Below are 25,127 nucleotides of genomic sequence, written 5' to 3'. Positions count from 1 at the left end.
GCCGGGGCCTGGGGCGCGCGCGCGCGGCGCAGCGTGACAATGTCGCAGGCTGGCGGCAAGGCTGGCAAAAGCCACGCGCGCGGCTAAGCTGTCGGCCAAGCAGCAGCCGAAGGCCCGGATGACCCAGCAACCCAGCGCCCATCCCGACGATCCGCATTATGTCAGCCGCATGGGGTGGCTGCGCGCCTCGGTGCTGGGGGCCAATGACGGCATCGTCTCGACCGGGGCGCTGATCGTGGGCGTCGCCGCCGCCGGACCGGGGCGGGACGCGATCATGGTCGCGGGCCTGGCCGGGCTGGCGGCCGGGGCGATGTCCATGGCCATGGGCGAATATGTCTCGGTCAGTTCGCAATCCGATACCGAGCGCGCCGATATCGCCCGCGAGACCGCCGCCCTGCGCGACATGCCCGAGGCGGAGTTGCGCGAGCTGGCGGCGATCTACGAAACCCGCGGCATGACCCCCGCGACCGCCTTGCAGGCCGCGCGCGAGGTCAGCCGCCACGACGCGCTGGCCGCGCATGTGCGCGACGAGCTGGGGCTGAGCGAGGCGTCGAACGCCAATCCGCTGCAAGCGGCGCTGGCCTCGGCCGCGACCTTCAGCATCGCGGCGGCGGTGCCGCTGCTGGCGGCGGTGCTTGCGCCGGGGGGCCAGGTCGTGGCCAGCGTGCTGGTTGCGGTCGTGGTGGCCCTGGCGGTGCTGGGGGCGCTGGGGGCCTGGGCCGGCGGCGCCCCGCCCGGCCGGGCCATCCTGCGGGTGGTGACGGGCGGCATCTTTGCCCTGGCGGTCACGGCGGGGATCGGCAAGATCTTCGGCGTCGCGGTCTAGGCTTCGCGGACATAGCGGGTGCTGGCCGCGATCAGCTTGCGGGCGTAATCCCCCTGTGCCCGGCCGGCGCGCAGCCCGGCCGCGTCCATGTCCTCGACGATCCGGCCCTGGCGCATGACTGCCAGCCGGTCGCACATATGCGCCACCACCGCCAGGTCGTGGCTGACCATCACATAGGTCAGCCCGCGTTCGGCCCGGATGTCGCAAAGCAGGTTCAGGATCTCGGCCTGCACGCTGACATCCAGCGCCGAGGTGGGTTCGTCAAGCAGCAGGAGTTTCGGCTCGGCCGCAAGCGCGCGGGCGATGGCGACGCGCTGGCGCTGGCCGCCCGAAAGCTGGTGCGGGTAGCGAAAGCGAAAGCCCCGCCCCAGCCCGACCTGGTCCAGAAGCCGGGTGATGCGGGCGTCGATCCCGACCATTCCTTGCAGATGCAGGGTTTCCGACAGCACCCGATCCACGGAATGGCGGGGATGCAGGCTGGCATAGGGGTCCTGGAACACCATCTGCACGGTCTTGTGGAACCCGCGCGAGCGATGGCGGCCGGCAACGGTTTCGCCCCCGACCTTGATGCGGCCCGACCATGTGTCGACAAGCCCGGCGACGGCGCGCAGGATCGTGGACTTGCCCGAGCCGCTTTCGCCGACAAGGCCGAAGCTTTCGCCCTGCCGGACGGCGAAGCTTGCCGATTTCACCGCATCGACGCGTTCGGGCGCATGGCCGAACCAGACATCCAGATCCTCGACCGTCAGCATGGGCGGCACCGGGGCGGATGAGTATTTGGAAAACGGTGAAGGGCCATCATGGGGTTCCCTCCTCCGGGGCGTCGCGCCAGCCTGCCTGCCTTTGCAGGGTGGCGAGCCGTTCGACCGGGCGGTCCAGGCGTGGCAGGCTGTCCAGGAGGCCCTGGGTATAGGGGTGTTTCGCGGCGTGCAGGTCGCGGGCGGGCAATTCCTCGACCACGCGGCCGGCATACATGATCAGCACGCGGTCGCAGAACTGCGCCACCAGGTTCAGGTCGTGGCTGATGAAGATCAGCCCCATGCCGCGGGCCGAGACCAGCCGGTCCAGGATGCGCAGCACCTCGTTCCTGACCGAGACGTCAAGGGCCGAGGTGGGCTCGTCCGCGATCAGCACCTGCGGGTCCGGGGCCAGCATCATCGCGATCATGACCCGCTGGCCCATGCCGCCCGAAACTTCGTGCGGATAGGCGTCAAATACCCGCTCGGGGTCGTGGATCTGCACCGCCGCCAGCATCTCCAGCGCCTTGGCGCGGGCCTGGGCGCGGCTGGTGCCGGTATGCAGCCGGTAGCCCTCGGCGATCTGGCGGCCGACGGTCATCACCGGGTTCAGGCTGAACTTGGGATCCTGCATCACCATGCTGATGCGCGCGCCGCGCAGCCGGCGCATGCGCGATTCCGGCAGGTTCAGGATCGGCTCGCCGTCGAGGTCCAGGCGATCGGCCGTTACCCGCCCCGGCGGGCGCACCAGGCCCAGGATGGCGCGGCCGGTCATCGACTTGCCCGAGCCGCTTTCCCCGACCACGCCCAGCCGTTCGCGGCCAAGGTCGAAGCTGACGCCGCGGACCGCCTGGAACAGGCCCGAGCGGGTCGGAAAGCCGACGCGCAGGTTCTGGACCGAAAGCAGCGGGGTCATCGCGGCCCTTCCTTTGGGTCCAGCACGTCGCGCAGCCCGTCGCCCAGCAGGTTGAAGGCCAGAGACACGACAAAGATCGCCAGGCCCGGCATGGCCGCGACCCACCAGAAATCCAGGATATAGCTGCGCCCGTCCGAGATCATCGCCCCCCATTCCGGCATCGGCGGTTGCGCGCCCAGGCCCAGGAAGCCCAGCCCCGCGGCGGAAAGGATGATCCCCGCCATGTCCAGCGCCGCGCGCACGATCAGCGAACTGACGCAAAGCGGCCAGACATGGCCGATCAGCAGCCGCAAGGGCCCCGCGCCCTGCAACCGGGCCGCGGCGATATAGTCGGCGCGGCGGATGGTCAGCGTCTCGGCCCGCGCCAGCCGCGCATAGGGCGGCCACGAGGTGACGGCCAGCGCCAGCACCGCATTGCCGATGCCGGGGCCAAGCGCCGCGACGAAGGCCAGCGCCAGGATCAGCTTGGGAAAGGCCAGGAAGATGTCGGTGATGCGCATCAGCACCTGGTCCACCCAGCCGCCGGCAAAGCCCGCCACCGTGCCGACGAAAAGCCCGATCACCGGCGCGATCAGCGCCACGGTGCCGACGATGAACAGCGTCACCCGCGAGCCGTGGATCAGCCGCGACAGGATGTCGCGTCCCAGCGCGTCGGTGCCCAGCCAATGGCTGGCCGAAGGCGGTTGCAGCCGCTGGGCCAGATCCTGGGCAAAGGGGTTTTGCGGCGCGATCCAGGGCGCGAAGGCGGCGACCAGCACCAACAGGACCAGGATCGCCAGCCCCACCATCGCCAGCCGGTTGGCGCGAAAGGTCAGCCAGCCCTGGTAAAGCGCCCCCAGCCGCGCCTGCCGCCTTGTCTGCGGCGCGTCGGACAAAAGCCATGCGCGCGTGGTCATCTCGGTCATCTCGCCCTCGGGTCCAGCAGCCGGTAAAGGATGTCGGACAGCAGGTTCAGCGCCACGAAACAGGTGCCGATCACCACCGTGCCGCCCAGCACCGCGTTCATGTCGCCGGCCAGCAGCGCCTTGGTGATGTATTGGCCGATGCCGGGCCAGGAGAACACGATTTCGGTCAGCACCGAGCCTTCCAGCAGCGAGCCGAAGCTGAGCGCGATCACCGTGATCAGCGGCACCAGGATGTTGCGAAAGGCATGGGTCCAGATCACCCGGCGCTCGGACAGGCCCTTGACGCGGGCAGTCACCACATATTCCGCCGAAAGCTGTTCCAGCATGAAGCTGCGGGTCATGCGGCTGATATAGGCCAGGCTGAAATAGCCAAGCAGGCTGGCCGGCAGCACGATATGGCTGAAGGCGTCGCGAAACGCGGCCCAGTCGCCGGCCATCAGGCTGTCGACCAGGATCAGCCCGGTCACGGTCGGCACCATGCCGTCATGGATGATGCCCTGTCGCCCCGGCCCGCCGACCCAGCCGAGGATGCCGTAGAACAGCAAAAGCCCCATCAGCCCCAGCCAGAAGATCGGCATGGAATAGCCCACCAGCGCCACCACGCGGGCGATCTGGTCAAGCCAGCCGCCCCGCCGCGCGGCGGCGATCACGCCCAGCGGCACGCCCACGCAGACGCCGATCAGCGTGCCCAGCATCGCCAGTTCCAGCGTCGCCGGGAACACCCGCAGCAGATCCTGCGCCACCGCATGCCCGGTCGAGATCGAGCGGCCGAAATCGCCGCGCAGCACCTCGGCCATGTAGCGCAGGAATTGCTGCCAGATCGGCTTGTCCAGCCCCATGACCTGATAGGCCGCGTCATATTGCGCCTGGGTCGCGCGCTCGCCCACCACCTTCAGCACCGGGTCGATCGGCATGATGCGGCCGATGACGAAAGTGACCAGCAGCAGGCCCAGCAGCGTCAGCGCCAGCGACAGCAGGATGCCGCCAAGGCTGCGCAGGCGGCGGCGCAGCCGCGCGCCGCCGGCCCCCGGCCGATGGCCGGCCGGCACCGGCCCGCCCTGCCCCGGCTGGCCCAGGATATCGGGCTGGGCCACGCCCTATTCCTTTGTCACCTGGCGATACATGACCGAACTGACCGAACCGCCCGAAGTCCAGTTCTGGACATTCTGCTGCATGGCCGCCTGTTCGATCTTCTGGAACATGGGGATGATGGGGGCGATCTCGCGATAGTCTTTCTGGATGTCCAGATACATCTGCACCCGCTTGTCGGTATCGCCTTCCAGCGTCGCCGCCTCGACCGCCTGGTTCATCTCTTCCGGCACGGCCCAGCTATTGCGCCAGGCCAGTTGCGACAGGCCCGCATCGTCGGCATTGTTCGGATTATGGGCAAAGGTCGAGGCATTGGTGTGCGGGTCGGCATAGTCCGGCCCCCATTCGCCGATAAAGACCGGCACCTGCCGCGCGCGATAGGCGTCAAGCACCTGCGCCCCGGTCATCTGCTGGATCTCCAGCGTCAGCCCGACCTGCGCCATGGCGGCCTGTAGCGTCTGGGCCACGTCCAGATATTCGCGGATGTCGCGCACGACGGTCGTGACCGTGCCCGAGGTGATACCGGCATCGCCCAGGATCTGGCGGGCTTTCTCGATGTCATAGGTCCAGGGGTTTTCGTCCGATCCGCCCAGATAGCCTTCGGGCAGGAAATTCTGATGCACCTTCCATTGACCCTTCAGGAAGCTTGCCTCCATCCCCTTGTAGTCAATCAGGTATTTCATCGCCTCGATCATGGCCGGCTGCGACAGCAGCGGGTCCTTTTGGCTCAGCCCCATATAAAGGATGCGGCCGCGCAGCTCGTCCGTGACCTTCACCGCCTCGTTGCCGGTGATGCCTTCGACATCGGTGGGCGTCAGGTTGCGCGCCACGTCGATATCGCCCTGTTCCAGCAGCAGCCGCTGGGCGCTGCTTTCCTGGACATGGCGCACGATCACCCGCGCCATCGCCGGGGCACCCTGCCAGTAATCGGCATAGGCGGCCAGTTGCACCGCCTCGTTCGGCCGCCATGCGGCCAGCGTGAAGGGTCCCGATCCCGCGTCGTTGGTCGAAAGCCAGGCATTGCCGAAATCCTCGCCCTCGGCATGGCCCAGGACGGTTTCCTTGTCGATGACCGAGCCGACTTCCGAGGCCAGGCAGTTCAGCACGAAGCTTTGCGCATAGGGCTGGTCCAGTTGCAGGATCACCCGGTTGCCGTCGAAACTCACGCGCTCGTCCACGTTTTCAGCGGTAAAGCCGAACTGGTTAAGGATGAAGGCCGGCGACTTGTTCAGCTTGACGGCCCGCTGCAACGACCAGGCCGCATCCTCGGCCCGCACCGGGTTGCCGGAATGGAACGTCACGCCGTCGCGCATGGTCAGGGTGATGGTCTTGCCGTCCTCGCTGACCTCCCAGCCTTGGGCCAGGCTGGGCTTGATGCCGGCCTTCAGGTCCAGCGGGTCGAAATCGACCAGCCGGTCGTAAAGGTTGCGCACCACGTCCTGGCCGGAAAACTCGAAGCTCTGGCCGGGGTCCAGGCTGATGATGTCGTCGATCTGATGGGCGATCACCAAGGTGCCGGCCGGGGTCTCGGCCCAGGCCGCGGACATGGAAAGCGGCGCGGCCACCCCGATGGCCGAGGCCAGAAACAGCGCGCGAAGCGGAAAGCGGTTCTGCATGATTGATCATCCCTGTTGTCCCGCCCCGTCGCTTGCGGGGCCTGGTATGGCAGCAGATTGGCGCGAAGCCGGCCGCGTCGCAAGCCCCGCGTGGCCTGCGGCGCACCATCCGGCGGCAGGCCCCGGAAAATCGCCGCCCAAGCCTTGCGCCGGGCCGCAGGGCCGTCCTATCTCGGACAGCAAGGAGAAACCATGGAAAAACGCACTCTGCCCGAGCGGCCCGGCTGGCGCGACAAGGCGCAGGAACTGGGCTTCACCTTCGCCGACATGGGCGGAGAGCCCTATTGGGACGAAACCAGCGCCTATTGCTTCACCCTGCGCCAGATCGAGCAGGATATCGAAGCCCCCGCGACCGAACTGCATGCCATGTGCCGCGAGGCGGTGGACCGCGCGGTGCGCGACGAAGCCTGGCTCGCCCGACTTGAAATCCCGCCAGAGCATTGGGATCTGGTGGCGGCAAGCTGGGCGCGGGGCGAGCCGGAACTCTATGGCCGCATGGACCTGGCCTATGACGGACAGGGTCCGGCCAAGCTGCTGGAATACAATGCCGACACGCCGACCTCGCTTTACGAATCCGCCAGCTTCCAATGGCTGTGGTTCGAGGAGCAGCGCGCCGCAGGCGTGCTGGATGGCGAAACCGACCAGTTCAACGGCATCCACGAAGCCATCGTGGCGCGCTGGACCCAGACCTGCGGCGACGGCGAAGAGGTGCATTTCACCGCCGACCCCCAGAACCCCGAGGATTACGCCACCGTCGAGACCCTGGCCTGGGCCGCGCGCGAAGCGGGCCTGGGCGCGCATTTCACCGCGCTGTCCCAGATCGGCCTGACCCAGGATGGGCAATTCGCCGACGACCAGTCCCGCGTCATCGGCACGCTCTTCAAGCTCTACCCCTGGGAAGACATGCTGCGCGACGACTTCGCCCGGCACCTGCAAGGCTCGGGCACCCGTTTCATCGAGCCGCCCTGGAAAGCCGTCCTGTCGAACAAGGCGATCCTGCCGCTTCTGTGGCAGATGTTTCCCGGCCATCCGAACCTGCTGCCCGCCTTCTTCCTGGCCGATGTGCAAGAGGCGCTGGCGGGCGGCACCCCCGCCGCCGGGGTGGCCCAGGGCTTCGAGGCCGCGCGCGACGCGCTGGCGCAAGGCCATGTGACCAAGCCGATCTTCTCGCGCGAAGGTGCGGGGGTGGTGATCCATGAAGGCGGCCGCGAGGTGGCGCGCACCGGCGACGACAGCTATTCGCACCACCCGATGATCGTGCAGGGCCTGGCCCGGCTGCCGGATTTCGGCGGCTTCCATCCGGTGCTGGGCGCCTGGATCGTGGGCGAAACCTGCTGCGGCCTCGGCCTGCGCGAAGACCGCTCGCCCATCACCCACAACCTGTCGCGCTTCAAGCCGCATTTCATCGAGGGCTGATCCATGACCGAACGCCAACCCCCCGAACGCCAACGCCCCGCCCGCAAACGCTCGCGCCATGTCGCGCTGGTGCTGGCCGGAACCGCGACCCTGGCGCTGGCCGCCTGCGAGGACGACCGCGTGGACGCGCAAAGCTTTCCCGACCTGGAAAGCTGCATCGCCGCCAGCAAGCAGGAAAGCCTGTGGTTCACCGAGGACGACTGCCGCCAGAACTTCGCCGCCGCCCAGCAGGAATTCCTGGAAACCGCGCCGCGCTACGAATCCAAGGAACTGTGCGAACAGGAACATGGCGTCGGCAATTGCGGCGGCGACCCGGCCCAGGAACAGCAGGCCCAGGGCTCGGGCGGCGGCTTTTCCTTCATGCCGCTGCTGGTGGGCTACATGATGGGCTCGATGCTGTCGCGGGGCGGCGGCATCTTCTCGCAGCCGATGGTCAACACCGCCGACGGGCGCTATTCGACGCCCAAGGGCGACCAAAGCTTCGCCAGCAATCGCGGCGCGGGCAAGGTGCCGGCCGCGTCCTTCCAGCGGGCGCCCTCGACCATCGGCAAGCCGCCGATGTCGGCCGCCCAGGTCAGCCAGCGCGGCGGCTTCGGCGCATCGGCCACCGCGCGCTCGGGCGGGCGCAGCAGTTTCGGCGGCTGACGGCTTCTTTCGTGCTGAAATATCCTCGGGGGTGAATTGCGGCGCAGCCGCAAGAGGGGGCAGACAGCCCCCTGTCGCCAAAGCAGGTTTGCCGCGGCAAGTTAACGCTAACCGGCACCCTTGCGCAGCCGCGTGGAAAAGCGCAACTTGCCGCGACCTGTCCGCAACCACGAGTCCCGCCATGACCCCCGAACAACAGTCCCACAAGACCCGCGCGCTTTGCGAACTGGCCCCGGTGATCCCGGTCCTGGTGGTGGGCGACGCCGGCTGTGCCCAGGGACTGGCGACGGCGCTGGTTTCGGGCGGGCTGCCGGTGCTCGAAGTGACGTTGCGCACCCCCGCGGCCCTCGACGTGATCCGCGCGATGGCCCAGGTGCCGGGCGGCCATGTCGGCGCCGGCACGGTGCTGACCCCGGATGACGCCAAGCGCGCACGCGATGCCGGCGCCAGCTTCGCCGTCTCGCCCGGCCTGACCGAGCGGCTGGCGCGGGCCTGCGAAGACATCGGCCTGCCGCTTCTGCCCGGCGCCGCCACCGCGTCCGAGGTGATGCGGGCGATGGAGCTGGGCTATTCCATGCTGAAATTCTTCCCGGCCGAGGCGGCGGGCGGGGCAAAATCGCTCAGATCCCTGGCCGGGCCGCTGCCGCAGGCCAGCTTCTGCCCGACCGGCGGCGTGACCTTGCAGAACGCCCCGGACTATCTGGCCTTGCCGAACGTGGTCTGTGTCGGCGGCAGTTGGATCGCCCCCGATGCCGATGTCGCAGCCGGCGACTGGGCTGCGATCAGGGGCCGCGCCCACGCCGCAGCCGCCTTGCGCTGAGGGCTGCCGATGATGACGGCCGCGACCGAACCCGACGCGATGCGCCGCGCCTGGCGCAATGTCATCGTGCTTTTGCTGGCGCAGGCGGTGCTGGGGGCGCAGATGTCGATGATCTTCATCGTCGGCGGGCTGGCCGGCCAGATGCTCAGCCCCAATCCCTGCATCGCCACCCTGCCGCTATCGGTGCTGATCCTGGGCTCGGCGCTGTCGGCGCGGCCGCTTTCGGGCTTCATGCGCCGGCACGGGCGGCAGGCGGGATTCCTGCTTTCCTGCGGCTCGGCCGCGCTGGGGGCGGCGGTTTCGGCCTATGCGCTGGCCGCGGGCAGCTTCTGGCTGTTCACCGCGGGCGCGCTGCTGACCGGGGTTTATATGGCGGCGCAGGGCTTCTATCGCTTTGCCGCCACCGATTGCGCCCCGCCCCAGTTCCAGTCGCGCGCCATTTCCTGGGTGCTGGCGGGCGGGCTGGCCGCCGCCTTTACCGGCCCGCTGCTGGTGCGGCTGACGGCCGATGTGACCGCCATCCCCTTTCTTGCCACCTATGCGGCGATCATCGGGCTGAACCTGCTGGGGCCGGTGCTTTTCGCCTTTCTCGACATTCCGCGCCCGCCCGCCCGCGCCGCCGGCCATTCCGAGGGCCGGCCGCTGGCCGAGCTTTTGCGCGTGCCGCAGATCGCCGTCGCGATCATCTGCGGCATGGTTTCCTATGCGCTGATGAACCTGGTGATGACCTCGGCGCCGCTCGCCGTGGTGGGCTGCGGCTTCGGCACCGGGGATGCGGCCAATATCGTCTCGGGCCATGTGCTGGCGATGTTCGCGCCCTCGTTCTTTACCGGCCACCTGATCGCCCGCTTCGGCGCGGCGCGCATCGTCATGGTGGGCCTGGTCATCCTGGCCGGCGCCGGGGCGGTGGCGCTGTCGGGCGTGGATCTTGCGCATTTCTACATCGCCATGATCCTGCTCGGGCTGGGCTGGAACTTCGGCTATATCGGCGCCACCGCCATGCTGACCCGCGCCTATCGCCCCGAAGAGCGCGAGCGGGTGCAGGGCCTGAACGACGCCATCGTCTTTGGCGGCGTCTTCCTGGCCTCGCTGTCCTCGGGCGGGCTGATGAACTGCCTGGGCGGCTCGGCCCAGGCGGGGTGGAGCGCGGTGAACCTGGCCATGCTGCCGTTCCTGGTGCTGGCGGGCGGCGCGCTTTTGTGGCTGATGCTGCGGCCCAAGGACCTGGCGCGCTGAAGCCGGGCCGGGTCGGACGCAAAGGCCGGGGCGCGCGCGGTCCCGCCCCGATCCTGCGCAAGACCGCCGCCCGTATCAAGCCGGGATAAGGCGACCGGCAGCCCGGTCCCCGGCCCTAGACCTTGCGCAGCGCGATCACCGCATTCAGCCCGCCAAAGGCGAAGGCGTTGGACAATACCGCATCGACCCTGGCGTCGCGCGCTTCGTTCGGCACCACGTCCAGCGCGCATTCGGGGTCGAACTCTTCATAGCCGATGGTGGGGGCAATGACGCCGTCGCGCAGCGCCATGATACAGGCCAGCAGCTCGACCGCGCCGGTGCCGCCGATCAGATGGCCATGCATGGACTTGGTGGACGAGATCATCAGCCGGTCGGCGTGATGGCCGAAGGCATGGGCGACGGCGGCGCATTCGGTCTTGTCGTTCGCCGCCGTGCCGGTGCCATGGGCGTTGATATAGCCGACCTCGTCGGGGCGCATATGCGCGTCCAGCATGGCGCCGGTGATGGTGCGTTCCGCGCCGATGGCCGAAGGCATGACGATGTCCTGCGCATCGGCCGACATGGCGAACCCCACCACCTCGGCCAGGATGTCGGCGCCGCGCGCCGTGGCGTGTTCCCAATCCTCGAAGACGAAGACGCCCGCCCCCTCGCCCTGGACCATGCCGTTGCGGGTGGCCGAGAACGGGCGGCAGGCATCCTTGGACATGACGCGCAGCCCCTCCCATGCCTTGACGCCGCCAAAGCACAGCATCGCCTCGGACCCGCCGGTCAGCATGACCGTCGCGGCGCCCGAGCGCACCATGTTGAAGGCCATGCCCATCGCGTGGTTGGAACTGGCGCAGGCGGTGGCCACGGTGAAGCTGGGCCCCAGCAGCCCGTATTCCAGGCTAAGATGCGAACAGGCCGCGTTGTTCATCAGCCGGGGCACGACGAAGGGGTGAACGCGGTTCTTGCCCTCTTCGTAGACGGTGCGGTAATTCTCGTCCCAGGTGTTCATGCCGCCCGCTGCGGTGCCCAGCACCACGCCCGAGCGCAGGCCCAGCTCTCCCTCGAAGACCAGGCCCGACTGCGTCACCGCCTCGCGCGCGGCGAGCAGGGTGAACTGGGTGAACTTGTCGTAAAGGACGATCTGCTGGCGGTTGAAATAGGTCTCGGCCTCCCAGTCGCGGACCTGGCCGCCGATGCGGATCGCCAGCCGCTCGACATCGCGAAACTCCAGCGAGCCGATGCCGCAGCGCCCCTCGCGCATCGCCTCCAGCGTCGTGGGCACGTCGCGGCCAAGCGCGTTGACCGTGCCCATGCCGGTGATGGCGACGCGGCGCATGCCGTTGGCGTGCCGGCCCATGATGACCCGGCCCAGCATGGTGCGGGCGATCTTGGTCGCGGTCTTGACCTTGCCGGGCTTGCGTCCGGATTTAGGCGGCTTCTCGCCCTTGTTCTTCTTGGCGTTCATGCCTTTTCGGCGACCAGCTTTTCCACGGCGCCGATGATCGCGCCGAGGCTCGATATGTCGAAATCGGATTTCTCGGGCTCGTTGGCGTTGAAGGGAACCGAGATGTCGAAGGCTTCCTCGATGGCAAAGATCGACTCGACCAGGCCCAGGCTGTCGATGCCGATTTCCTGGGGCGACACCTCGGGCTTCAGCTCGGACGGGTCCAGCATCGCCTGTTCGGCGATGATCTGAATGATGCGATCGCGGATTTCTGTCATCTCGGCCTCCGTTCTGTCCCGTCAGGGGCGATGCCCGCGGGAATGCTATTCCTCGCCGCCCTTGTCGAGCAATTTCTTAACAGTTTCGCGAAGCTCGGCCACCTGCGCGTAAAGCCGTGGCAGGCGACGGATGTTCTTTTGCGCCTCGACATGCGCCTCCATCTTGACCGCGGGGCTGCCCAGCAGCACCCGGCCGGCGGGGGCGTTGGTGAAGATCTTGGTCGCGCCGCCCGCGATCACGTCGTCGCCGACAAAGATGTTGTCCGAAACGCCGACCTGCCCGCCCAGCACCACACGGTTGCCGATCCGCGCCGAGCCGGCGATGCCGACCAGGCCGCAAAGCAGGCAATCCTCGCCCACCAGGCAGTTGTGGCCGACCTGCACCAGGTTGTCGAGCTTGGTGCCGCGGCCGATGCGGGTGGCGCGGATGGTGCCGCGGTCCACGGTGGAATTGGCGCCGATCTCGACATCGTCGCCGATCTCGACCCCGCCCAGCGAATGGATGCGGGTCCAGTGCTGCTGGCGGATCTCTGCCCGCTCGCCCAGCGAATGCCGGATTTCCTCGACCCCGGACTTTTCGGGGGTGACAAAGGAAAACCCGTCCGCGCCCAGCGAAACGCCGGGGTTCAGGATGACCCGGTCGCCGATGGTCACGCCATGGGCGATGCGGACGCCGGCATGGATCAGCGCGTCGCACCCGATCACCGTATCCGCGCCGATCGAGACATGCGAGGCGATGCGCGCCCCCGCCCCGATCCGCACCCGCGCCCCGATCACGACGAAGGGACCGATGGCGGCATCCGGCGGCAGTTCGGCCGTCGGGTCGATCACCGCGCTGGGATGGATGCCGGGCGCGATGCCGGGGCCGGGATCAAAGGCGCGGGTCAGCCCGGCCATGGCCAGCCGCGGCCGGCCGACCAGGATCGCGGCGACAAGCCCCAGCGCCTGGGGGTCCGCCCCTTCGGCCAAAAGCGCCATGCCGCCCGGCGCCAGCTTCTCGGCATAGGCGGGGGTGGTCGCCAGCGCGATCTGGTCGGGGCGGGCCTGCCCGGCCTCGGCCGCGCCGGTGACGGTCAGGCTGCCGTCGCCCCAAAGGCGGGCATCGAGCGCGCGGGCCAGTTCGGCGATGGTCAATGTCATGCTTGTCCCCTTTGCTTGGGGTTCATCTATTCATCCGCGGCGCCGGATTCCAGTGCGGTGCGGACCAGCGCCGCATGGATCCTTGCGTCGCGGCCATAGATGTCGGGAAAGCGGCGGATCTGCCCGGTCTCGTCGGGGAAGGCGGTGAAATAGACCAGATGCACCGGCACGGGCGGGCGCAGGTTCAGATAGGTCTCGCGCCCGGATTCAAGGGCCTTGGCAAAGACCGCCTGGGGGCTTTCGACCTGGCCCTTCAGCAATTCATGCGCCAGGTCGAAGGGCCGCCCGACGCGGATGCAGCCATGCGAATAGGCCCGGCTCGACTGGTTGAAGAGATGCTTGGTGGGCGTGTCGTGCAGATAGATGTTCCAGGGGTTCGGGAACATGAACTTGACCTGCCCCAGCGCGTTGTCGTCGCTGGGCTTTTGCCGCATCCGGTAGGGAAAGGTCTTGGCGCTGTATTGGCGAAAGTCGATGCGGTCGCGGGGGATGACATTGCCGGCCCCGTCCACCACGTCCAGATGGCCGACCGCGTGGCGATTGGCTTGCAGCCGCGGCAGGTATTCCCGCACGGTGATCGAGCGGGGCACGTTCCAGCGCGGATTGACCACCATGTATTGCATCGCCTCGCTGAACTCGGGCGTCTCGAAATCGGCGGCGGCCTTGCCGATGACCACGCGGGTCTGGAAGACCTCCTGGCCGTTCTCATGGATGCGGACGTTGAATTCGGGCAGGTTCACCCAGACATGGCGGGCGTTCAGGTCATGGCCGCGCATCCAGCGCATCCGCTCCAGCGCGACCAGGATCGCCGCGGCTTCGGGACCGGCGCCGCGGTTGAGCCGCGCCACCGTGCGGGCCCCGGCGATACCGTCGGCGGGCAGCCCCGCCGCCTGCTGATAGGCGGCGACCGCCCGCGCCAGCGGGGCGTCGAAGCTTTGCGCATGGTCCAGCGGCGGCGCGGCAAAGCCGATCGCCTCCAGCCGCCGCCGCAGCGCCGCGACCGCCGGGTCGTCGATCCCTTCACGCCACACGCCCTGGGGAACCGGCGGCGCATCCGGGGGCGCGTCCAGCCGCGACTGGCGCGCCAGCGCCGCGCGCAGCGCCGCATAGCGGCGGTCCTGCGGCGGCAGGCCGTCCAGCATCGCGGCGGGATCGGCGGCTGCCGCAAAGGCCCGCAGCAGATCGCCGGTGCGGGGCCGCTGCACCTTGCGCTTGATCCCCGGCTCGACCCGCTGCGGCTCAAGGATGCCGCCCGAGACGTCGCGGCTCCAATCCGCGAATGCGCGGGCAAAGCGGGCTTCCTTGGCCATGGTGTCGACGCCTTCGCGGTGCAGGCGGCGCAGCACGGCCGGGCGATAGCGCCCCGGCGGCAGGCCATGCGCGGCCGCCTGCCCCACCGCCGCGATCAGCGCCGCGCGGCGCGGCGCGCCCTGGGCGCCGGTGAAGATCGGCTTCAGCCCGTTCGTGCCATAGAAATCCGCCAGGCCGGGATCGGCCGCGACCTGTTCGGCCAGCCGCATCTCATCCGCGGTAAAGCTGAGCCGGGGCGCCGCCGTGGGCACGCCATTCCCCGCCTGGACCAGCGCCGGGAACCAAACCGCCATGGCCGCGACAACCAGCACACGAATCAGACCAGCAGCACGCACAGTTTTCTTCCCTTTGCATCTGCGGCAAGTTTTCGCACCCGCCCCGATTCCGGTCCAGCGGCGGGCGTTTTTTCTTGCATCACTGATGCAACGCAAACACGGCCGCAAAAAATCCTTTGCGTTGGTTCCGAATCATGCGGGGATGGGCGGATTTTTGCCGAACAGGGCGGAATCCTGCTGCAACGGGAACGAAAAGCTTCCCTCGACTCTCGGGCCGGTGACATAGTCTTAACCGGTTCCGGCTAAACCGGAGCGGGCCGCTGAACGGGTGGCAAAACAAAGAAAGCAGGACAGGCGATCTGACATGACGTTCGAAACTCTCTCGCGTCGGGGCGTCCTTGGCGTCTTTGCGGCGACCTCGGTGGCGGCTGCGCCGGTTATGGCCAATGCCTTCGGTCTGCTGCGAGGTGCCGGCGGCATCCGCCGCATTCGCATGTATTCAGGGCGCACCGGCGAAAGCATCGACACGGTCTACTGGGTCGAAGGCAAGTATATCCGGGACGCATTGAATGAAATCAACATCTTCATGCGCGACTGGCGAACCGGCCAGGCCATTGGCTTCGATCCGCGCACGATCGACATCGCCGCAGCCTCGCACCGGCTGCTGCAAACCAACGAACCCTATATGATGCTGTCGGGCTATCGCTCGCCCAAGACCAATGCCATGCTGCGGTCGCGGTCCTCGGGCGTGGCCAAGAACTCGCTGCACATGGTGGGCAAGGCTGCGGACCTGCGGCTCAAGTCGCGCTCGGTCTCGCAGATGTACAAGGCAGCCGCGGCTTGCCAAGGCGGCGGGGTCGGCAAGTATTCCCGCTCGAACTTCGTCCATATGGACTGCGGCCCGATCCGGCATTGGGGCGCCTGACTCGCGACCGATCAAGTTTTGCTGATCACGCAAAGACCCGCCCCTTGGGGCGGGTTTTCGTTTGCGCAACGCCCGCCTTGCGCGCCCTAGCGCAGCCGGGGCGGGGCCTGGGGGTCGCGGCGCACCGGCTCGGGCGCGGGCGGTGGGGGCGGCGGCTCGATGACCAGGGCGTCGCGCGGCAGGTCGCCCCCGGAAAAACCGATATCGACGCCGCCGGGCAGCTCGGGCAGAAAGGCCAGCAATTCGGCAAGGGCCTTGGCCACGGCATCCTCATGCGCCGGATCGACCCCGGCAAGGATCAGCGCATGTCCCTGGCGCCCGTCCTGCCATTCGGCCGCGACCAGCGCCAGCCGCCCGACCAGCCCCGCCATGTCGGCCAGCCGCTGCGCCAGCGGCTCGGCCAGCAGCGCAACCGCATCTGGCGCAGGGGCGCCCAGCCGCCGCGCCATCTCGGCGCGGGCCAAGGCGGGGCGCGCCTCAAGCGCCTGCACCAGCCAGCCCAGCGTCTGCGCGTCCAGCATCAGCTGCGAAACATCGCCGGGATTGACCAGAAGCCCGCGCCCTTCCTGGGCCAGGGCGCGGGCCAGCACCCGGCCCGGCAGGGCGACATAGGCCACGGGGCCGCCCACAAAGCCGGCCAGCCGCTCCTCGCGGTCGCAGGCCAGGGCAAATCGGCCCTCGGCCAGGTCGAACAGCCGCAATTCGGCGCGATCCCCGGCCGGTTCGGCCAGCAGCGCGGCGAACAGTTCGGTATCGGCCAGGCGCGACAGGATGCGGGCCCGCGCCGGCGCATCGGCCTGATGAAAGGGAACCTGGCAGATTTCATCCAGCGGTGTCATCGGCTTCTCTCAACTGGGCGGCAATAGCGGCGCGCAATTCCGGCAGCAGGTCGGTCTGGAACCAGGGGTTGCGCCGCAGCCACGCGGTATTGCGCCAGGACGGATGAGGCAAGGGAAAGATATGCGGCGCATGATCGCGCCAGCCGGCGACGGTGGCTGTCACCCCGGCCCGCGCCGGCGGACCCAGGTGCCAGCGCTGCGCATGGCCGCCGACCAGCAGCGTCAGACGCGGCCGCAACTCGGCCATGACGCGGGCGCGCCAGGTCTGCGCGCAGATCGGCGGCGGCGGCAGGTCCGAGCCCTTGGCGTCATAGCCCGGAAAGCAAAACGCCATCGGCACGATCGCCACCCGCGCGCGGTCATAGAACTGGGCCTCGGTCACGCCCATCCACTCGCGCAGCCGCTGGCCCGAGCGATCGGCAAAGGGCCGGCCCGCCTCGTGGACGCGCATGCCCGGCGCCTGGCCGACGATCAGGATGCGGGCACCGGGCTGGAACCAGGTGACGGGGCGCGGCCGGTGCCGCGTCGCGGTCTGCGCAAAGCGCGGCGCGCAAAGCTGGCAGGCCGAGATTTCGCGCGAAAGGCTGGGCGTGGTGGGCATGTCCCGCAAATAGGCATGCAGGCCGCCGCGGAAAAGATGCCGCGTTCATCATTCCTCAAGCTTCCATCGCCATGGTGGACAGCGCGGGTCGCCGGGCATATTGTCCGGCCTGCCGCGCCGCGGCGTTTCGACGTGGCGTGGAACGTAAGCATGTCGTAACCATTACCAGCCGGGCCAAGCGCGCGGATCAGGACGGCCAGATGATCGAATTCGACGATGTCTCCAAATCCTTCTGGACCGGAACCCAGCGCAAGGTGATCCTGGACCGCGCCTCGTTCCGCATCGAACTGGGGCGGTCGATGGGCATCATGGCGCCGAACGGCACCGGCAAGACCACCATCATCAACATGATGTGCGGACTGGAAAAACCCGACGAGGGGCGGATCCGCACCGAATGCCGGGTTTCCTTTCCCCTGGGCTTCATGGGCGGCGTCAGCGGCACGCTGACCGCCAATGAGAATGCGCGCTTCATCGCCCGCATCTACGGGCTCGACCCCGATTATGTCGAAGCCTTCTGCCGCTGGCTGACCGATATCGACGAATATTTCGACATGCCGATCGGCACCTTCAGCGCCGGCATGCGGGCGCGCTTCAACTTTTCGCTGATGCTGGCGCTGGAATTCGACATCTACCTGATCGACGAGGGCATGCCGGCCACCACCGATGCCGAATTCAATCGCAAGGCGGGCTCGGTGCTTTACGAGCGCCTGAAATCCGCCACGGTGGTCGTGGTGTCGCACCAGGCGCGGACCATTGAAAAATTCTGCAATTCCGCGGCCGTTCTGCGCGACGGCAAGCTGTATCAGTTTGAAACCCTCGAAGAGGCAAAGCAATATTATGACTACACCGCCTAAGGCGCGCGCCTATCGCATCAACCGCGAAGAGTCGGTGCTTGCCGTCGGTCAAGGCCCGCAGGCGGCCGATGAATCCCGCAAGGTCCAGGTCGGGGTGCAAAAGGGCGCCAGGCCCGGCGAACAGCTTTTCGAGTCCCATGAAGACGGTTTCGGCGACATGCGCTTTCCGGGTGCGGCGAAACCTGCCCGGCCCTCAGGCCAGGGTCAGGGTCCGGCCGACGCCGCGCCGATGGCCGAGCGCATCGCCGCCGTCAAGGCCGAGAACCTGACCGACCGCCAGTTGCGCATGGCACGCCGCATCGCCGCCATGCACGAGATCCAAGCCGCATCCGATCACGAGGCGGTGGTCCTGCTGCGCGACCGCGGCATTGATCCGTTCCACCGCGCCTCGGTCAGCAGGATCCTTTCGGAGGAAGGGGCGCGGGTCCAGGCCCAGGACAGCGGCGCGACGGCCCTGCCCGCGCGCACGGACCGCCGCGGCGCCGGGACGGCGATCATGCCCGTGCCGCCCGGCCCGACCAACCTGCCCTCGCGCGAGGCGCTGACCGAGGACCGCCGCGCGGCCGAGATCATCCGCATCCAGCAGGACATGGCCCGGCGGCGGCGCCGCCGGCTGCTGATGCTGCTGGCGCGGCTTGCGGCCTTTGTCGGGCTGCCGACGCTGATCGCGGGCTGGTATTACTTCGTCGTGGCGACCCCGCTTTACGCCACCGTCTCGCAATTCCAGATCCAGCAGGCCGACCAATCCGGCTCTGGCGGGTTGGGCGGGCTGTTCGGCGGCACGCAACTGGCCACCAACACCGATTCCGTTTCGGTGCAAAGCTATCTGACCTCGCGCGACGCGCTGCTGCGGCTGGACAAGGACCTGGGCTTCAAAAGCGCCTTCCAGGATCCCGCCATCGACCCGATCCTGCGCCTGGCACCCGACGCGACGAACGAACAGGCCTACAAGCTCTATCGCAATTCGGTAAATATCGGCTACGATCCGACCGAGGGGGTCATCAACATGGAGGTGATCGCCCCCGACCCCAAGCTAAGCCAGGAATTCTCGATCGCGCTGATCAAATATGCCGAGGGCCAAGTGGACCAGATGACCTCTCGCCTGCGCGAGGACCAGATGAAGGGTTCGGTCGAAAGCTATCAGGACGCCGAGGAAAAGGTGCAGCAGGCCCAGCGCCGCGTGCAGGAATTGCAGCAAAAGCTGGGGGTGCTGGACCCGGTGGCCGAAGGCAGCGTCATCATGGGCCATATCGCCGAGCTGGAGCGGCAACTGGCGGAAAAGCGGCTGGAACTGGGTCAGTTGCAATCCAACCAGCGCCCCAATGCCGGCCGCGTCGCCGCCGTCCAGGGCGATATCGCCCGGCTCGAGGCGATGCTGGCCCAGACCCGCAGCCAGTTGACCGAAGGCAACAATACCCGCGGCTCGCTCGCCACCATCTCGGGCGAGATCCGCATCGCCGAATCCGACCTGCTGACCCGCCAGGAACTGCTGGCCGCCGCCGCCGCGCAGATGGAAACCGCGCGGATCGAGGCCAACAAGCAGGTCCGCTATCTTTCGCTTTCCGTCGCCCCGGTCCCGCCGGACGAGGCGACCTATCCCAAGGCTTTCCAGAACACGATCGTGGCCTTCCTGGTGTTTTCGGGCATCTACCTGATGCTGTCGCTGACCGCCTCGATCCTGCGCGAACAGGTGTCCTCATGAACCATGTCCAGATCGGCAACGTCACTTTCGGCAACGACCGCCCCTTGGCGCTGATCGCCGGCCCATGCCAGCTTGAGACGCTGGACCATGCGCTGATGATCGCCGAAAAGATGGCGCAGGCCTGCGCTGACGCGGGGGCGGGCTTCGTCTTCAAGGCCAGCTACGACAAGGCCAACCGCACCTCGCTGAAGGGCCGGCGCGGCATCGGCATCGACGAGGGGCTGCGCATGCTGGACGAGGTGCGTCGCCGCATCGGCTGCCCGGTGCTGACCGATGTGCATGACATCGAACAGGCCCGGCTGGCCGGCGCGGTGGTGGACGTCATCCAGATCCCCGCCTTCCTGTCACGCCAGACCGACCTGCTGCTTGCGGCCGGAGAAACGGGGGCGGCCGTGAACATAAAAAAGGGCCAGTTTCTGGCGCCCTGGGACATGCCCAACGTGGCCGACAAGGTCGCCTCGACCGGCAACCGGCGCATCATGCTGACCGAGCGCGGCGTCAGCTTCGGCTACAACACCCTGGTCGCCGACATGCGCAGCCTGCCGATCATGGCGCGCACCGGCTGGCCGGTGATCATGGACGCGACCCATTCCGTGCAGCAGCCGGGCGGCCAGGGCGGCTCGTCGGGCGGGCAGCGCGAATTCGCCCCGGTGATGGCGCGGGCGGCGGTGGCGCTGGGCGTGGCCGGCGTCTTTATCGAGACGCATCAGGATCCCGACAATGCCCCCTCGGACGGGCCGAACATGGTCCATCTGGAACGGATGCCCGTCCTGGTCGCCTCGCTGATGCGCTTTGACGCGCTGGCAAAATCCGATCCGGTGATGGGTTGATCAACCCGCCGCGATGGCCCTGGCCGCGGCATGGGCCGAGGCCCAGGCCCATTGGAAGTTGTAGCCGCCCAGCCAGCCGGTGACATCCACCACCTCGCCGACGAAATAAAGGCCGGGGACGGATTTCGCCTGCATGGTCCGGGATTCCAGCCCGCGCGTGTCGACGCCGCCCACCGTCACCTCGGCCGTGCGCCAGCCCTCGGAACCGACCGGGCGCAGGGTCCAGCGATTGACCCGCGCCGCCACCCGGTCCAGCGCCGCATTGCCCTGATCCGCCAGCCGCGCGCCGGCAAGCCCGGTCTCGGACGCGATCGCCTCGGCCAGGCGCGCCGGCAGCCAGCGCCCCAGCGCCGCCGCCAGGCCCTGGCGCCCGCCCTGCCCGCGCAATGTGCGCAGGCCCGCCGCGACATCCGCATCCGGCGCCAGGTCGATGGCGATTTCCTCGCCCGGCCGCCAGAAGCTGGAGATTTGCAGGATCGCCGGCCCCGACAGCCCGCGATGCGTGAACAGCAGCCCGTCGCGAAAGCGGGTGCGGCCACGCCCGGCGCCATGGCTGACCTCGGCCATGACCGAAAGCCCGGCCAAGGGGCTGCAAAGATCCAGGTCCTGCTGGGCAAAGGTCAGCGGCACCAGCCCGGCCCTGGGCTCGGCCAGCGCCAGGCCGAAACGGGCGGCGATGTCATAGCCGATTCCCGTCGCGCCCATCTTGGGGATCGACTTGCCGCCCGTCGCCACGACCACGCGCCGCGCCGCGATCTGGCCGCGCGACGTGGCGACGACAAAGCCGCCATCGACCGGCTCTACCTCGGCGACGGCGGTCCCAAGCCGCAATTCGGCGCCGCGCATCCGGTGCAGCAGCATGTCGATGACCTGCCGCGCGCTGCCGTCGCAGAACAATTGGCCCAGCGTCTTTTCATGCCAGGCGATGCCGGCATCATCGACCAGGGCGACGAAATCCGCCGGCGAAAACCCGGCCAAGGCCGAAGCCGCGAAACGCGGATTGCCCGAGACGAAGCGATCGAGGCCAGTAGCCAGGTTGGTGAAATTGCACCGCCCGCCGCCCGAGATGCGAATCTTTTCGCCCGGCGCGCGGGCGTGATCCAGGACAAGAACGCGGCTCGCCCCCTGACCCGCCTGTTGCAGGATCGAGCCCGCGCAGAAAAGCCCGGCCGCCCCGGCGCCAAGAATAACCGTGTCCACCTGTTCCATCCGGGGCGCATAGAATGCCTGCGCGGCGGCCACAAGATTTTTCCTTTTTGCCTCTTGCGCGCCCCCACCGCCTTGGCTAGATACGCCCCCACAAGTTGGGGCGTGGCCAAGTGGTAAGGCAACGGTTTTTGGTACCGTGTACCGTAGGTTCGAATCCTACCGCCCCAGCCAGATCCATCCAAATGACTGACGATAAACCCGAGTTCCGGTCTCTGGCCAAGCGTTTCGGTCATGCCGTCCTCTGCTGCCGAAGCACGGCTCGGCCCGGTCGATCTTGCGACCTGCGCGGGCTTCCCCTACATCTTGCTGAACGATGAAAGGAACCGCCATGGCGATGGAAGCCCAGGATATCGAAGCCCTGATCCGCGCTGCATTTCCGCAGGCAAAGATTACGATCACCGACCTGGCCGGGGACGGCAACCACTACGCTGCCGAAGTGATCGACGAAAGCTTTCGCGGCCAGAACCGCGTGCAGCAGCAACGCGCCGTCTATGCCGCGCTTCAGGGCCAGATGGACGGCTCGAACGGGGCGCTGCACGCGCTTGCGCTGACCACCAAGGCCCCCGATTGAAGATCAACCGCAAGCGTCGCATCCCGGCGACGCTTCAGCAAGGACCTATAAGCATGACCGATGCGCGCCAAAACATCCAAGAAACGATCGACGGCAACGATGTCGTCCTGTTCATGAAAGGCACCAAAGAGATGCCCCAATGCGGCTTTTCAAGCCGTGTGGCCGGGGTGTTGAACTACATGAACGTGCAATACCGCGACGTGAACGTGCTGGCGGACGAAGCAGTCCGCCAGGGGATAAAGGATTTCTCGGACTGGCCAACGATCCCGCAGCTTTATGTCAAGGGAGAGTTCGTGGGCGGCTGCGACATCATCACCGAGATGACCCTGTCGGGCGAACTGGACCAGCTTTTCGACAAAGCCGGCGTCACCTATGACAAGGACGCCGCGGAAAAGATCCGCGAAGCCAATGCCTGAAGCCGGGGCCTGACCCGCAAGCGAAAAGACCCCGCCAGCGGCGGGGTCTTTGCATTCGATCCGGGGAACCGTTCAATAAGGATCGTCGCCCCAGTCGCCGGCGCCGCCGGGATCGGCCAGATCGTCATCCCCGCGGGCCTGAAGCCGCGAGGCAAGCGTCATCCCCACCGCAAAGGCGCCGATCAGCGGGGCGATCACCGCCACGCGCGAATGCGAGGCGCTGCGCACCTTGCCGGTCGCGCGTTTCAGGGCGTCGGGCGGCAGGCCCAGACTGCTGGCCGCGCTTTCGCCCGCGCGGCGCACCGCGCCATAGACCCGCGCCTCGGTCCTGTCCGCCAGGCGATCGGCCTTGTAAGTCAGGCTGTCGGCCATCGAATGCACCCGCTGTTCGGCCTGGCTCATAAGCTGGCTGGCCTTTTGCGATGCGCGCTCCAGCGCCGCGTCTGCGGCGCCGGTGGCCTTGTCCATGGCCATGTCGGCAGCCAGTGTCAGCCGCTCTTGCACCTCGGTCTTCAGGTCGTCGGTGGTGGGAACGGGATGGCGTTCCCGCCCCGCCATGACCATCGCGATCACGCCGACCAGCAGAAAGCCGAGCCCCAGCGCCAGCGATGCGCCAAGCGCCCCCCAGCCCAGGTGATAGGCAAGCCAGGTCCACAGCGCCGCCGTCAGGAAGCCCGCTGCGACCAGCAAGGCGACCCCGCCGCCGGCACCCAGTCCGGCGCGGCGCAGCTTATCCGATGCGGCAAGCTTCAGCTTTCTGGTATAGTCGAACATGGCCGGCCTCAGCGGCGCGCGATGATCAGACCCAGAAGGAAGCCGACGCCGGCCGCGATCCCCAGCGCCTGCGCCGGGTTGCGCCGCACCATCTCCGAGACTTCGTCGTAATATTCCTCGGCATGGGCGGCAACGTCATGCGCGTGGCGCTCGCCCTGATTGTAAAGCCGGCGCGCCTCGTCGCGGGCGCGCTCGGCATAGTCATGCCCGCGTTCGCGCATGGATTCGGCATATTCTGCGCCGCGCTTCTTGGCGGTCTCGACGAATTCCGACCCTTTCTCGCGCGCGGCCTCGTAAAGCTCGCTGCCGCGCTCGCGGGCGGTATCATAGGCTTCCCCGGCCTCGTCTGCGGCGCGGCGCGCGTGGCGGCCAACATCATCCGCGGCGTCGCGCGCCTTGGCCTTCATCTCGTCGCCGGTGGCTTCGTTATTCGCCATGACATGGTCCTTTCGCAAAGGCTGTATCCGTTTCGGAAAGGCAAACCCGCGAACGCCGCAGTTCGTTCCCGGCCCGGCACCGATTTCCGGCCGGACGCGTCACAACGCCGCGTCAAACGCCCCGGACAGCCGCGCCAGCGTCGCGTCGACATCCGCCAGCTTGTCCAGCCCGAACAGCCCGATGCGGAAGCTGCGAAAGCCCTGGTCCTCGCCGACCTGCAAGGGCACGCCCGCCGCGATCTGATAGCCGGCGGCCAGAAAGGGGCGGCCGCTTTGCAGTTCGGGGTCATCGGTGCGGCAGACCACCACGCCGGGCGCGGCAAAACCCGGCGCCGCGACCGAGGCAAAGCCCCGCCGCGCCAGTTCCGCGCGCACCGCGTCGCCCAGCCGCCATTGCGCCTCGCGCGCCGCTTCAAAGCCGAAATCCCGCGTCTCTCGCATTGCGTCGCGCAGGCCCAGCAACGCGTCGGTCGGCAGGGTGGCGTGATAGGCATGCCCGCCATCCTCGTACGCCTTCATGATCGCGCGCCATTTCTTCAGGTCCAGGGCGAAACTGTCGCTGCTGGTTGCCTCCAGCCGCTCGGCCGCGCGCTGGGACAGCATGACCATCCCGGCCGAGGGCGAGGCCGACCAGCCCTTTTGCGGGGCCGAGATCAGCACGTCCACGCCGGTTTCGCGCATATCCACCCAGACCGCCCCCGAGGCGATGCAGTCCAGCACCATCAGCGCGCCCACCTCATGCGCGGCCTGGGCCAGCGCGGCGATGTAATCATCGGGCAGGATCATGCCCGCCGCCGTCTCGACATGCGGGGCGAAGACGGCATCGGGGCGGGCTTCGCGGATCTTGGCCACCACCTCGTCGATCGGGGCGGGGGCAAAGGGGGCGTGGGGCTCGTTGCCCTGCGGGCGCGCCATCATCACCGTGGTCTGGCGCGCAAATCCGCCGGTTTCGAAGATCTGGCTCCAGCGATAGCTGAAAAGGCCGTTCCTGACGATCAGCGCATGGCCGTCACGGCCGAACTGGCGCGCCACCGCCTCCATGGCGCAGGTGCCGCCGCCGGGGACCAGCGCCACGGCGTCCGCGCCATAGACCTCGTGCAGCATGGCCGAGATGTCGCGCATCGCGCCCTGGAATTTCTGCGACATGTGGTTGAGCGAACGGTCGGTGAAGACGACCGAAAATTCCTGCAATCCCTCGGGGTCCACATCGGGGCGAAGTCCGGGCATGGCCGATCCTTTCTGATGGTTTTGCCGGCAGCCTAGCGCGGCGCGGCGGTCCCGGCCAGCCCTACCAAACGGGCAGCGCCCCCTTGTCGGGCGGGCCGCG

At 68.0% G+C, this 25,127-nt stretch carries 26 protein-coding genes and 1 tRNA gene; 12 read left to right on the top strand and 15 right to left on the bottom strand.

Annotated elements, in window-relative coordinates:
* Window positions 1–118 precede the first annotated feature (118 nt).
* On the top strand, window positions 119–826 hold the full coding sequence (locus F3H32_RS08165) for a VIT1/CCC1 transporter family protein (RefSeq protein ID WP_149765405.1): 708 nt from the start codon (window positions 119–121) through the stop codon (window positions 824–826).
* Here the strand turns inward: F3H32_RS08165 and F3H32_RS08160 are convergent.
* The 5 genes from F3H32_RS08160 to F3H32_RS08140 all read right to left on the bottom strand — a co-directional run bounded on the left by F3H32_RS08160 (window position 823) and on the right by F3H32_RS08140 (window position 6,089).
* Entirely contained in the window at window positions 823–1,578 is a 756-nt protein-coding gene (locus F3H32_RS08160; protein ID WP_149765404.1) for an ABC transporter ATP-binding protein, read from the bottom strand. The genes F3H32_RS08165 and F3H32_RS08160 overlap by 4 nt on opposite strands.
* Before the next feature lie 46 nt (window positions 1,579–1,624).
* Window positions 1,625–2,479 (bottom strand): ABC transporter ATP-binding protein, encoded by an 855-nt coding sequence (locus F3H32_RS08155; protein WP_149765403.1) that lies wholly within the window; start codon window positions 2,477–2,479, stop codon window positions 1,625–1,627.
* The gene (gene nikC / locus F3H32_RS08150; protein ID WP_149765402.1) at window positions 2,476–3,384 is read right to left on the bottom strand and encodes a nickel transporter permease; all 909 of its coding nucleotides are present in this window, start codon (window positions 3,382–3,384) and stop codon (window positions 2,476–2,478) included. Before nikC ends, F3H32_RS08155 begins: the two co-directional genes overlap by 4 nt.
* Window positions 3,381–4,394, bottom strand: a complete 1,014-nt coding sequence (locus tag F3H32_RS08145) for an ABC transporter permease (protein WP_149765455.1) — start codon at window positions 4,392–4,394, stop codon at window positions 3,381–3,383. The genes nikC and F3H32_RS08145 overlap by 4 nt, the downstream gene beginning before the upstream one ends.
* Before the next feature lie 87 nt (window positions 4,395–4,481).
* A complete protein-coding gene (locus F3H32_RS08140) occupies window positions 4,482–6,089 on the bottom strand; it encodes an ABC transporter substrate-binding protein (RefSeq protein ID WP_149765401.1) in 1,608 nt (535 codons plus the stop codon).
* A gap of 192 nt (window positions 6,090–6,281) precedes the next feature.
* On the opposite strand from F3H32_RS08140, the gene F3H32_RS08135 reads away from it, so the two are divergent.
* The 4 genes from F3H32_RS08135 to F3H32_RS08120 all read left to right on the top strand — a co-directional run bounded on the left by F3H32_RS08135 (window position 6,282) and on the right by F3H32_RS08120 (window position 10,206).
* Window positions 6,282–7,505, top strand: a complete 1,224-nt coding sequence (locus tag F3H32_RS08135; RefSeq protein WP_149765400.1) for a glutathionylspermidine synthase family protein — start codon at window positions 6,282–6,284, stop codon at window positions 7,503–7,505.
* 3 nt (window positions 7,506–7,508) lie between these two features.
* Window positions 7,509–8,150 carry a DUF1190 domain-containing protein gene (locus F3H32_RS08130; protein ID WP_149765399.1) on the top strand — a complete coding sequence of 214 codons (642 nt, stop codon included), beginning with the start codon at window positions 7,509–7,511 and terminating at the stop codon, window positions 8,148–8,150.
* Window positions 8,151–8,331: 181 nt separating this feature from the next.
* Window positions 8,332–8,970, top strand: a complete 639-nt coding sequence (gene eda, locus F3H32_RS08125; RefSeq protein WP_149765398.1) for a bifunctional 4-hydroxy-2-oxoglutarate aldolase/2-dehydro-3-deoxy-phosphogluconate aldolase — start codon at window positions 8,332–8,334, stop codon at window positions 8,968–8,970.
* Window positions 8,971–8,979: 9 nt separating this feature from the next.
* Window positions 8,980–10,206, top strand: a complete 1,227-nt coding sequence (locus F3H32_RS08120) for an MFS transporter (protein WP_188128621.1) — start codon at window positions 8,980–8,982, stop codon at window positions 10,204–10,206.
* A 115-nt stretch (window positions 10,207–10,321) separates the two neighbouring features.
* On the opposite strand, the gene F3H32_RS08115 is transcribed toward F3H32_RS08120, so the two are convergent.
* From F3H32_RS08115 to F3H32_RS08100, 4 genes are all read right to left on the bottom strand, one after another.
* Entirely contained in the window at window positions 10,322–11,530 is a 1,209-nt protein-coding gene (locus F3H32_RS08115) for a beta-ketoacyl-[acyl-carrier-protein] synthase family protein (protein WP_149765454.1), read from the bottom strand.
* Between the two features lie 125 nt (window positions 11,531–11,655).
* On the bottom strand, window positions 11,656–11,916 hold the full coding sequence (locus F3H32_RS08110; RefSeq protein ID WP_149765396.1) for an acyl carrier protein: 261 nt from the start codon (window positions 11,914–11,916) through the stop codon (window positions 11,656–11,658).
* 45 nt (window positions 11,917–11,961) lie between these two features.
* A complete protein-coding gene (locus F3H32_RS08105; protein ID WP_149765395.1) occupies window positions 11,962–13,056 on the bottom strand; it encodes a UDP-3-O-(3-hydroxymyristoyl)glucosamine N-acyltransferase in 1,095 nt (364 codons plus the stop codon).
* Between the two features lie 26 nt (window positions 13,057–13,082).
* Window positions 13,083–14,660: a L,D-transpeptidase family protein gene (locus F3H32_RS08100; protein WP_149765394.1), complete on the bottom strand. Its 1,578-nt coding sequence runs from the start codon at window positions 14,658–14,660 to the stop codon at window positions 13,083–13,085.
* A gap of 346 nt (window positions 14,661–15,006) precedes the next feature.
* Between F3H32_RS08100 and F3H32_RS08095 the strand changes: the two genes are divergently transcribed.
* The gene (locus F3H32_RS08095) at window positions 15,007–15,567 is read left to right on the top strand and encodes a YcbK family protein (protein WP_149765393.1); all 561 of its coding nucleotides are present in this window, start codon (window positions 15,007–15,009) and stop codon (window positions 15,565–15,567) included.
* An 86-nt stretch (window positions 15,568–15,653) separates the two neighbouring features.
* Here F3H32_RS08095 and F3H32_RS08090 read toward each other — a convergent pair whose 3' ends face one another.
* Both F3H32_RS08090 and F3H32_RS08085 read right to left on the bottom strand, forming a co-directional pair.
* Window positions 15,654–16,406: an SseB family protein gene (locus F3H32_RS08090; protein ID WP_149765392.1), complete on the bottom strand. Its 753-nt coding sequence runs from the start codon at window positions 16,404–16,406 to the stop codon at window positions 15,654–15,656.
* Window positions 16,390–17,007: a uracil-DNA glycosylase family protein gene (locus F3H32_RS08085; protein WP_149765391.1), complete on the bottom strand. Its 618-nt coding sequence runs from the start codon at window positions 17,005–17,007 to the stop codon at window positions 16,390–16,392. Before F3H32_RS08085 ends, F3H32_RS08090 begins: the two co-directional genes overlap by 17 nt.
* Before the next feature lie 200 nt (window positions 17,008–17,207).
* Here F3H32_RS08085 and F3H32_RS08080 point away from each other — a divergent pair, with 200 nt between their 5' ends.
* The 3 genes from F3H32_RS08080 to kdsA are packed head-to-tail and all read left to right on the top strand — an operon-like array spanning window position 17,208 to window position 20,393.
* Window positions 17,208–17,861, top strand: a complete 654-nt coding sequence (locus F3H32_RS08080) for an ABC transporter ATP-binding protein (RefSeq protein WP_149765390.1) — start codon at window positions 17,208–17,210, stop codon at window positions 17,859–17,861.
* Window positions 17,845–19,563 carry a capsule biosynthesis protein gene (locus F3H32_RS08075; protein ID WP_149765389.1) on the top strand — a complete coding sequence of 573 codons (1,719 nt, stop codon included), beginning with the start codon at window positions 17,845–17,847 and terminating at the stop codon, window positions 19,561–19,563. Before F3H32_RS08080 ends, F3H32_RS08075 begins: the two co-directional genes overlap by 17 nt.
* Window positions 19,560–20,393 (top strand): 3-deoxy-8-phosphooctulonate synthase, encoded by an 834-nt coding sequence (gene kdsA / locus F3H32_RS08070; protein ID WP_149765388.1) that lies wholly within the window; start codon window positions 19,560–19,562, stop codon window positions 20,391–20,393. Before F3H32_RS08075 ends, kdsA begins: the two co-directional genes overlap by 4 nt.
* On the opposite strand, the gene F3H32_RS08065 is transcribed toward kdsA, so the two are convergent.
* Window positions 20,394–21,602: a BaiN/RdsA family NAD(P)/FAD-dependent oxidoreductase gene (locus tag F3H32_RS08065; RefSeq protein ID WP_149765453.1), complete on the bottom strand. Its 1,209-nt coding sequence runs from the start codon at window positions 21,600–21,602 to the stop codon at window positions 20,394–20,396.
* A 96-nt stretch (window positions 21,603–21,698) separates the two neighbouring features.
* On the opposite strand from F3H32_RS08065, the gene F3H32_RS08060 reads away from it, so the two are divergent.
* The 3 genes from F3H32_RS08060 to grxD all read left to right on the top strand — a co-directional run bounded on the left by F3H32_RS08060 (window position 21,699) and on the right by grxD (window position 22,589).
* Window positions 21,699–21,773 (top strand) — tRNA-Gln (locus F3H32_RS08060).
* A 157-nt stretch (window positions 21,774–21,930) separates the two neighbouring features.
* The gene (locus tag F3H32_RS08055; RefSeq protein ID WP_115757156.1) at window positions 21,931–22,173 is read left to right on the top strand and encodes a BolA/IbaG family iron-sulfur metabolism protein; all 243 of its coding nucleotides are present in this window, start codon (window positions 21,931–21,933) and stop codon (window positions 22,171–22,173) included.
* 53 nt (window positions 22,174–22,226) lie between these two features.
* Window positions 22,227–22,589 (top strand): Grx4 family monothiol glutaredoxin, encoded by a 363-nt coding sequence (gene grxD / locus F3H32_RS08050; RefSeq protein WP_115757158.1) that lies wholly within the window; start codon window positions 22,227–22,229, stop codon window positions 22,587–22,589.
* A gap of 72 nt (window positions 22,590–22,661) precedes the next feature.
* On the opposite strand, the gene F3H32_RS08045 is transcribed toward grxD, so the two are convergent.
* From F3H32_RS08045 to F3H32_RS08035, 3 genes are all read right to left on the bottom strand, one after another.
* Window positions 22,662–23,363 carry a phage holin family protein gene (locus tag F3H32_RS08045; protein WP_149765387.1) on the bottom strand — a complete coding sequence of 234 codons (702 nt, stop codon included), beginning with the start codon at window positions 23,361–23,363 and terminating at the stop codon, window positions 22,662–22,664.
* Window positions 23,364–23,371: 8 nt separating this feature from the next.
* Window positions 23,372–23,800, bottom strand: a complete 429-nt coding sequence (locus tag F3H32_RS08040) for a DUF883 family protein (RefSeq protein ID WP_115757162.1) — start codon at window positions 23,798–23,800, stop codon at window positions 23,372–23,374.
* Window positions 23,801–23,899: 99 nt separating this feature from the next.
* Window positions 23,900–25,027 carry an aminotransferase class V-fold PLP-dependent enzyme gene (locus F3H32_RS08035; RefSeq protein ID WP_149765386.1) on the bottom strand — a complete coding sequence of 376 codons (1,128 nt, stop codon included), beginning with the start codon at window positions 25,025–25,027 and terminating at the stop codon, window positions 23,900–23,902.
* Window positions 25,028–25,127: the final 100 nt, after the last annotated feature.

It is taken from the genome of Paracoccus thiocyanatus, assembly GCF_900156255.1.
Lineage (GTDB): Bacteria > Pseudomonadota > Alphaproteobacteria > Rhodobacterales > Rhodobacteraceae > Paracoccus > Paracoccus thiocyanatus.
The sequence above is the reverse complement of the archived record's forward strand: the minus strand, read 5'-3'. Positions and strand labels throughout refer to the sequence as shown.

What these genes read in the sequence shown, in the direction of transcription:
- grxD (WP_115757158.1), top strand. Translation starts at nt 22,227, where the DNA reads ATGACCGATGCGCGCCAAAACATCCAAGAAACGATCGACGGCAACGAT.
- F3H32_RS08155 (WP_149765403.1), bottom strand. Translation starts at nt 2,479, where the DNA reads ATGACCCCGCTGCTTTCGGTCCAGAACCTGCGCGTCGGCTTTCCGACC.
- F3H32_RS08075 (WP_149765389.1), top strand. Translation starts at nt 17,845, where the DNA reads ATGACTACACCGCCTAAGGCGCGCGCCTATCGCATCAACCGCGAAGAG.
- F3H32_RS08120 (WP_188128621.1), top strand. Translation starts at nt 8,980, where the DNA reads ATGATGACGGCCGCGACCGAACCCGACGCGATGCGCCGCGCCTGGCGC.
- F3H32_RS08085 (WP_149765391.1), bottom strand. Translation starts at nt 17,007, where the DNA reads ATGCCCACCACGCCCAGCCTTTCGCGCGAAATCTCGGCCTGCCAGCTT.
- F3H32_RS08140 (WP_149765401.1), bottom strand. Translation starts at nt 6,089, where the DNA reads ATGCAGAACCGCTTTCCGCTTCGCGCGCTGTTTCTGGCCTCGGCCATC.
- F3H32_RS08115 (WP_149765454.1), bottom strand. Translation starts at nt 11,530, where the DNA reads ATGCGCCGCGTCGCCATCACCGGCATGGGCACGGTCAACGCGCTTGGC.
- eda (WP_149765398.1), top strand. Translation starts at nt 8,332, where the DNA reads ATGACCCCCGAACAACAGTCCCACAAGACCCGCGCGCTTTGCGAACTG.
- F3H32_RS08035 (WP_149765386.1), bottom strand. Translation starts at nt 25,027, where the DNA reads ATGCCCGGACTTCGCCCCGATGTGGACCCCGAGGGATTGCAGGAATTT.
- F3H32_RS08105 (WP_149765395.1), bottom strand. Translation starts at nt 13,056, where the DNA reads ATGACATTGACCATCGCCGAACTGGCCCGCGCGCTCGATGCCCGCCTT.
- F3H32_RS08110 (WP_149765396.1), bottom strand. Translation starts at nt 11,916, where the DNA reads ATGACAGAAATCCGCGATCGCATCATTCAGATCATCGCCGAACAGGCG.
- F3H32_RS08095 (WP_149765393.1), top strand. Translation starts at nt 15,007, where the DNA reads ATGACGTTCGAAACTCTCTCGCGTCGGGGCGTCCTTGGCGTCTTTGCG.
- F3H32_RS08080 (WP_149765390.1), top strand. Translation starts at nt 17,208, where the DNA reads ATGATCGAATTCGACGATGTCTCCAAATCCTTCTGGACCGGAACCCAG.
- F3H32_RS08160 (WP_149765404.1), bottom strand. Translation starts at nt 1,578, where the DNA reads ATGCTGACGGTCGAGGATCTGGATGTCTGGTTCGGCCATGCGCCCGAA.
- nikC (WP_149765402.1), bottom strand. Translation starts at nt 3,384, where the DNA reads ATGACCGAGATGACCACGCGCGCATGGCTTTTGTCCGACGCGCCGCAG.
- F3H32_RS08045 (WP_149765387.1), bottom strand. Translation starts at nt 23,363, where the DNA reads ATGTTCGACTATACCAGAAAGCTGAAGCTTGCCGCATCGGATAAGCTG.
- F3H32_RS08165 (WP_149765405.1), top strand. Translation starts at nt 119, where the DNA reads ATGACCCAGCAACCCAGCGCCCATCCCGACGATCCGCATTATGTCAGC.
- F3H32_RS08100 (WP_149765394.1), bottom strand. Translation starts at nt 14,660, where the DNA reads ATGGCGGTTTGGTTCCCGGCGCTGGTCCAGGCGGGGAATGGCGTGCCC.
- F3H32_RS08055 (WP_115757156.1), top strand. Translation starts at nt 21,931, where the DNA reads ATGGCGATGGAAGCCCAGGATATCGAAGCCCTGATCCGCGCTGCATTT.
- F3H32_RS08135 (WP_149765400.1), top strand. Translation starts at nt 6,282, where the DNA reads ATGGAAAAACGCACTCTGCCCGAGCGGCCCGGCTGGCGCGACAAGGCG.
- F3H32_RS08090 (WP_149765392.1), bottom strand. Translation starts at nt 16,406, where the DNA reads ATGACACCGCTGGATGAAATCTGCCAGGTTCCCTTTCATCAGGCCGAT.
- F3H32_RS08065 (WP_149765453.1), bottom strand. Translation starts at nt 21,602, where the DNA reads ATGGAACAGGTGGACACGGTTATTCTTGGCGCCGGGGCGGCCGGGCTT.
- kdsA (WP_149765388.1), top strand. Translation starts at nt 19,560, where the DNA reads ATGAACCATGTCCAGATCGGCAACGTCACTTTCGGCAACGACCGCCCC.
- F3H32_RS08040 (WP_115757162.1), bottom strand. Translation starts at nt 23,800, where the DNA reads ATGGCGAATAACGAAGCCACCGGCGACGAGATGAAGGCCAAGGCGCGC.
- F3H32_RS08130 (WP_149765399.1), top strand. Translation starts at nt 7,509, where the DNA reads ATGACCGAACGCCAACCCCCCGAACGCCAACGCCCCGCCCGCAAACGC.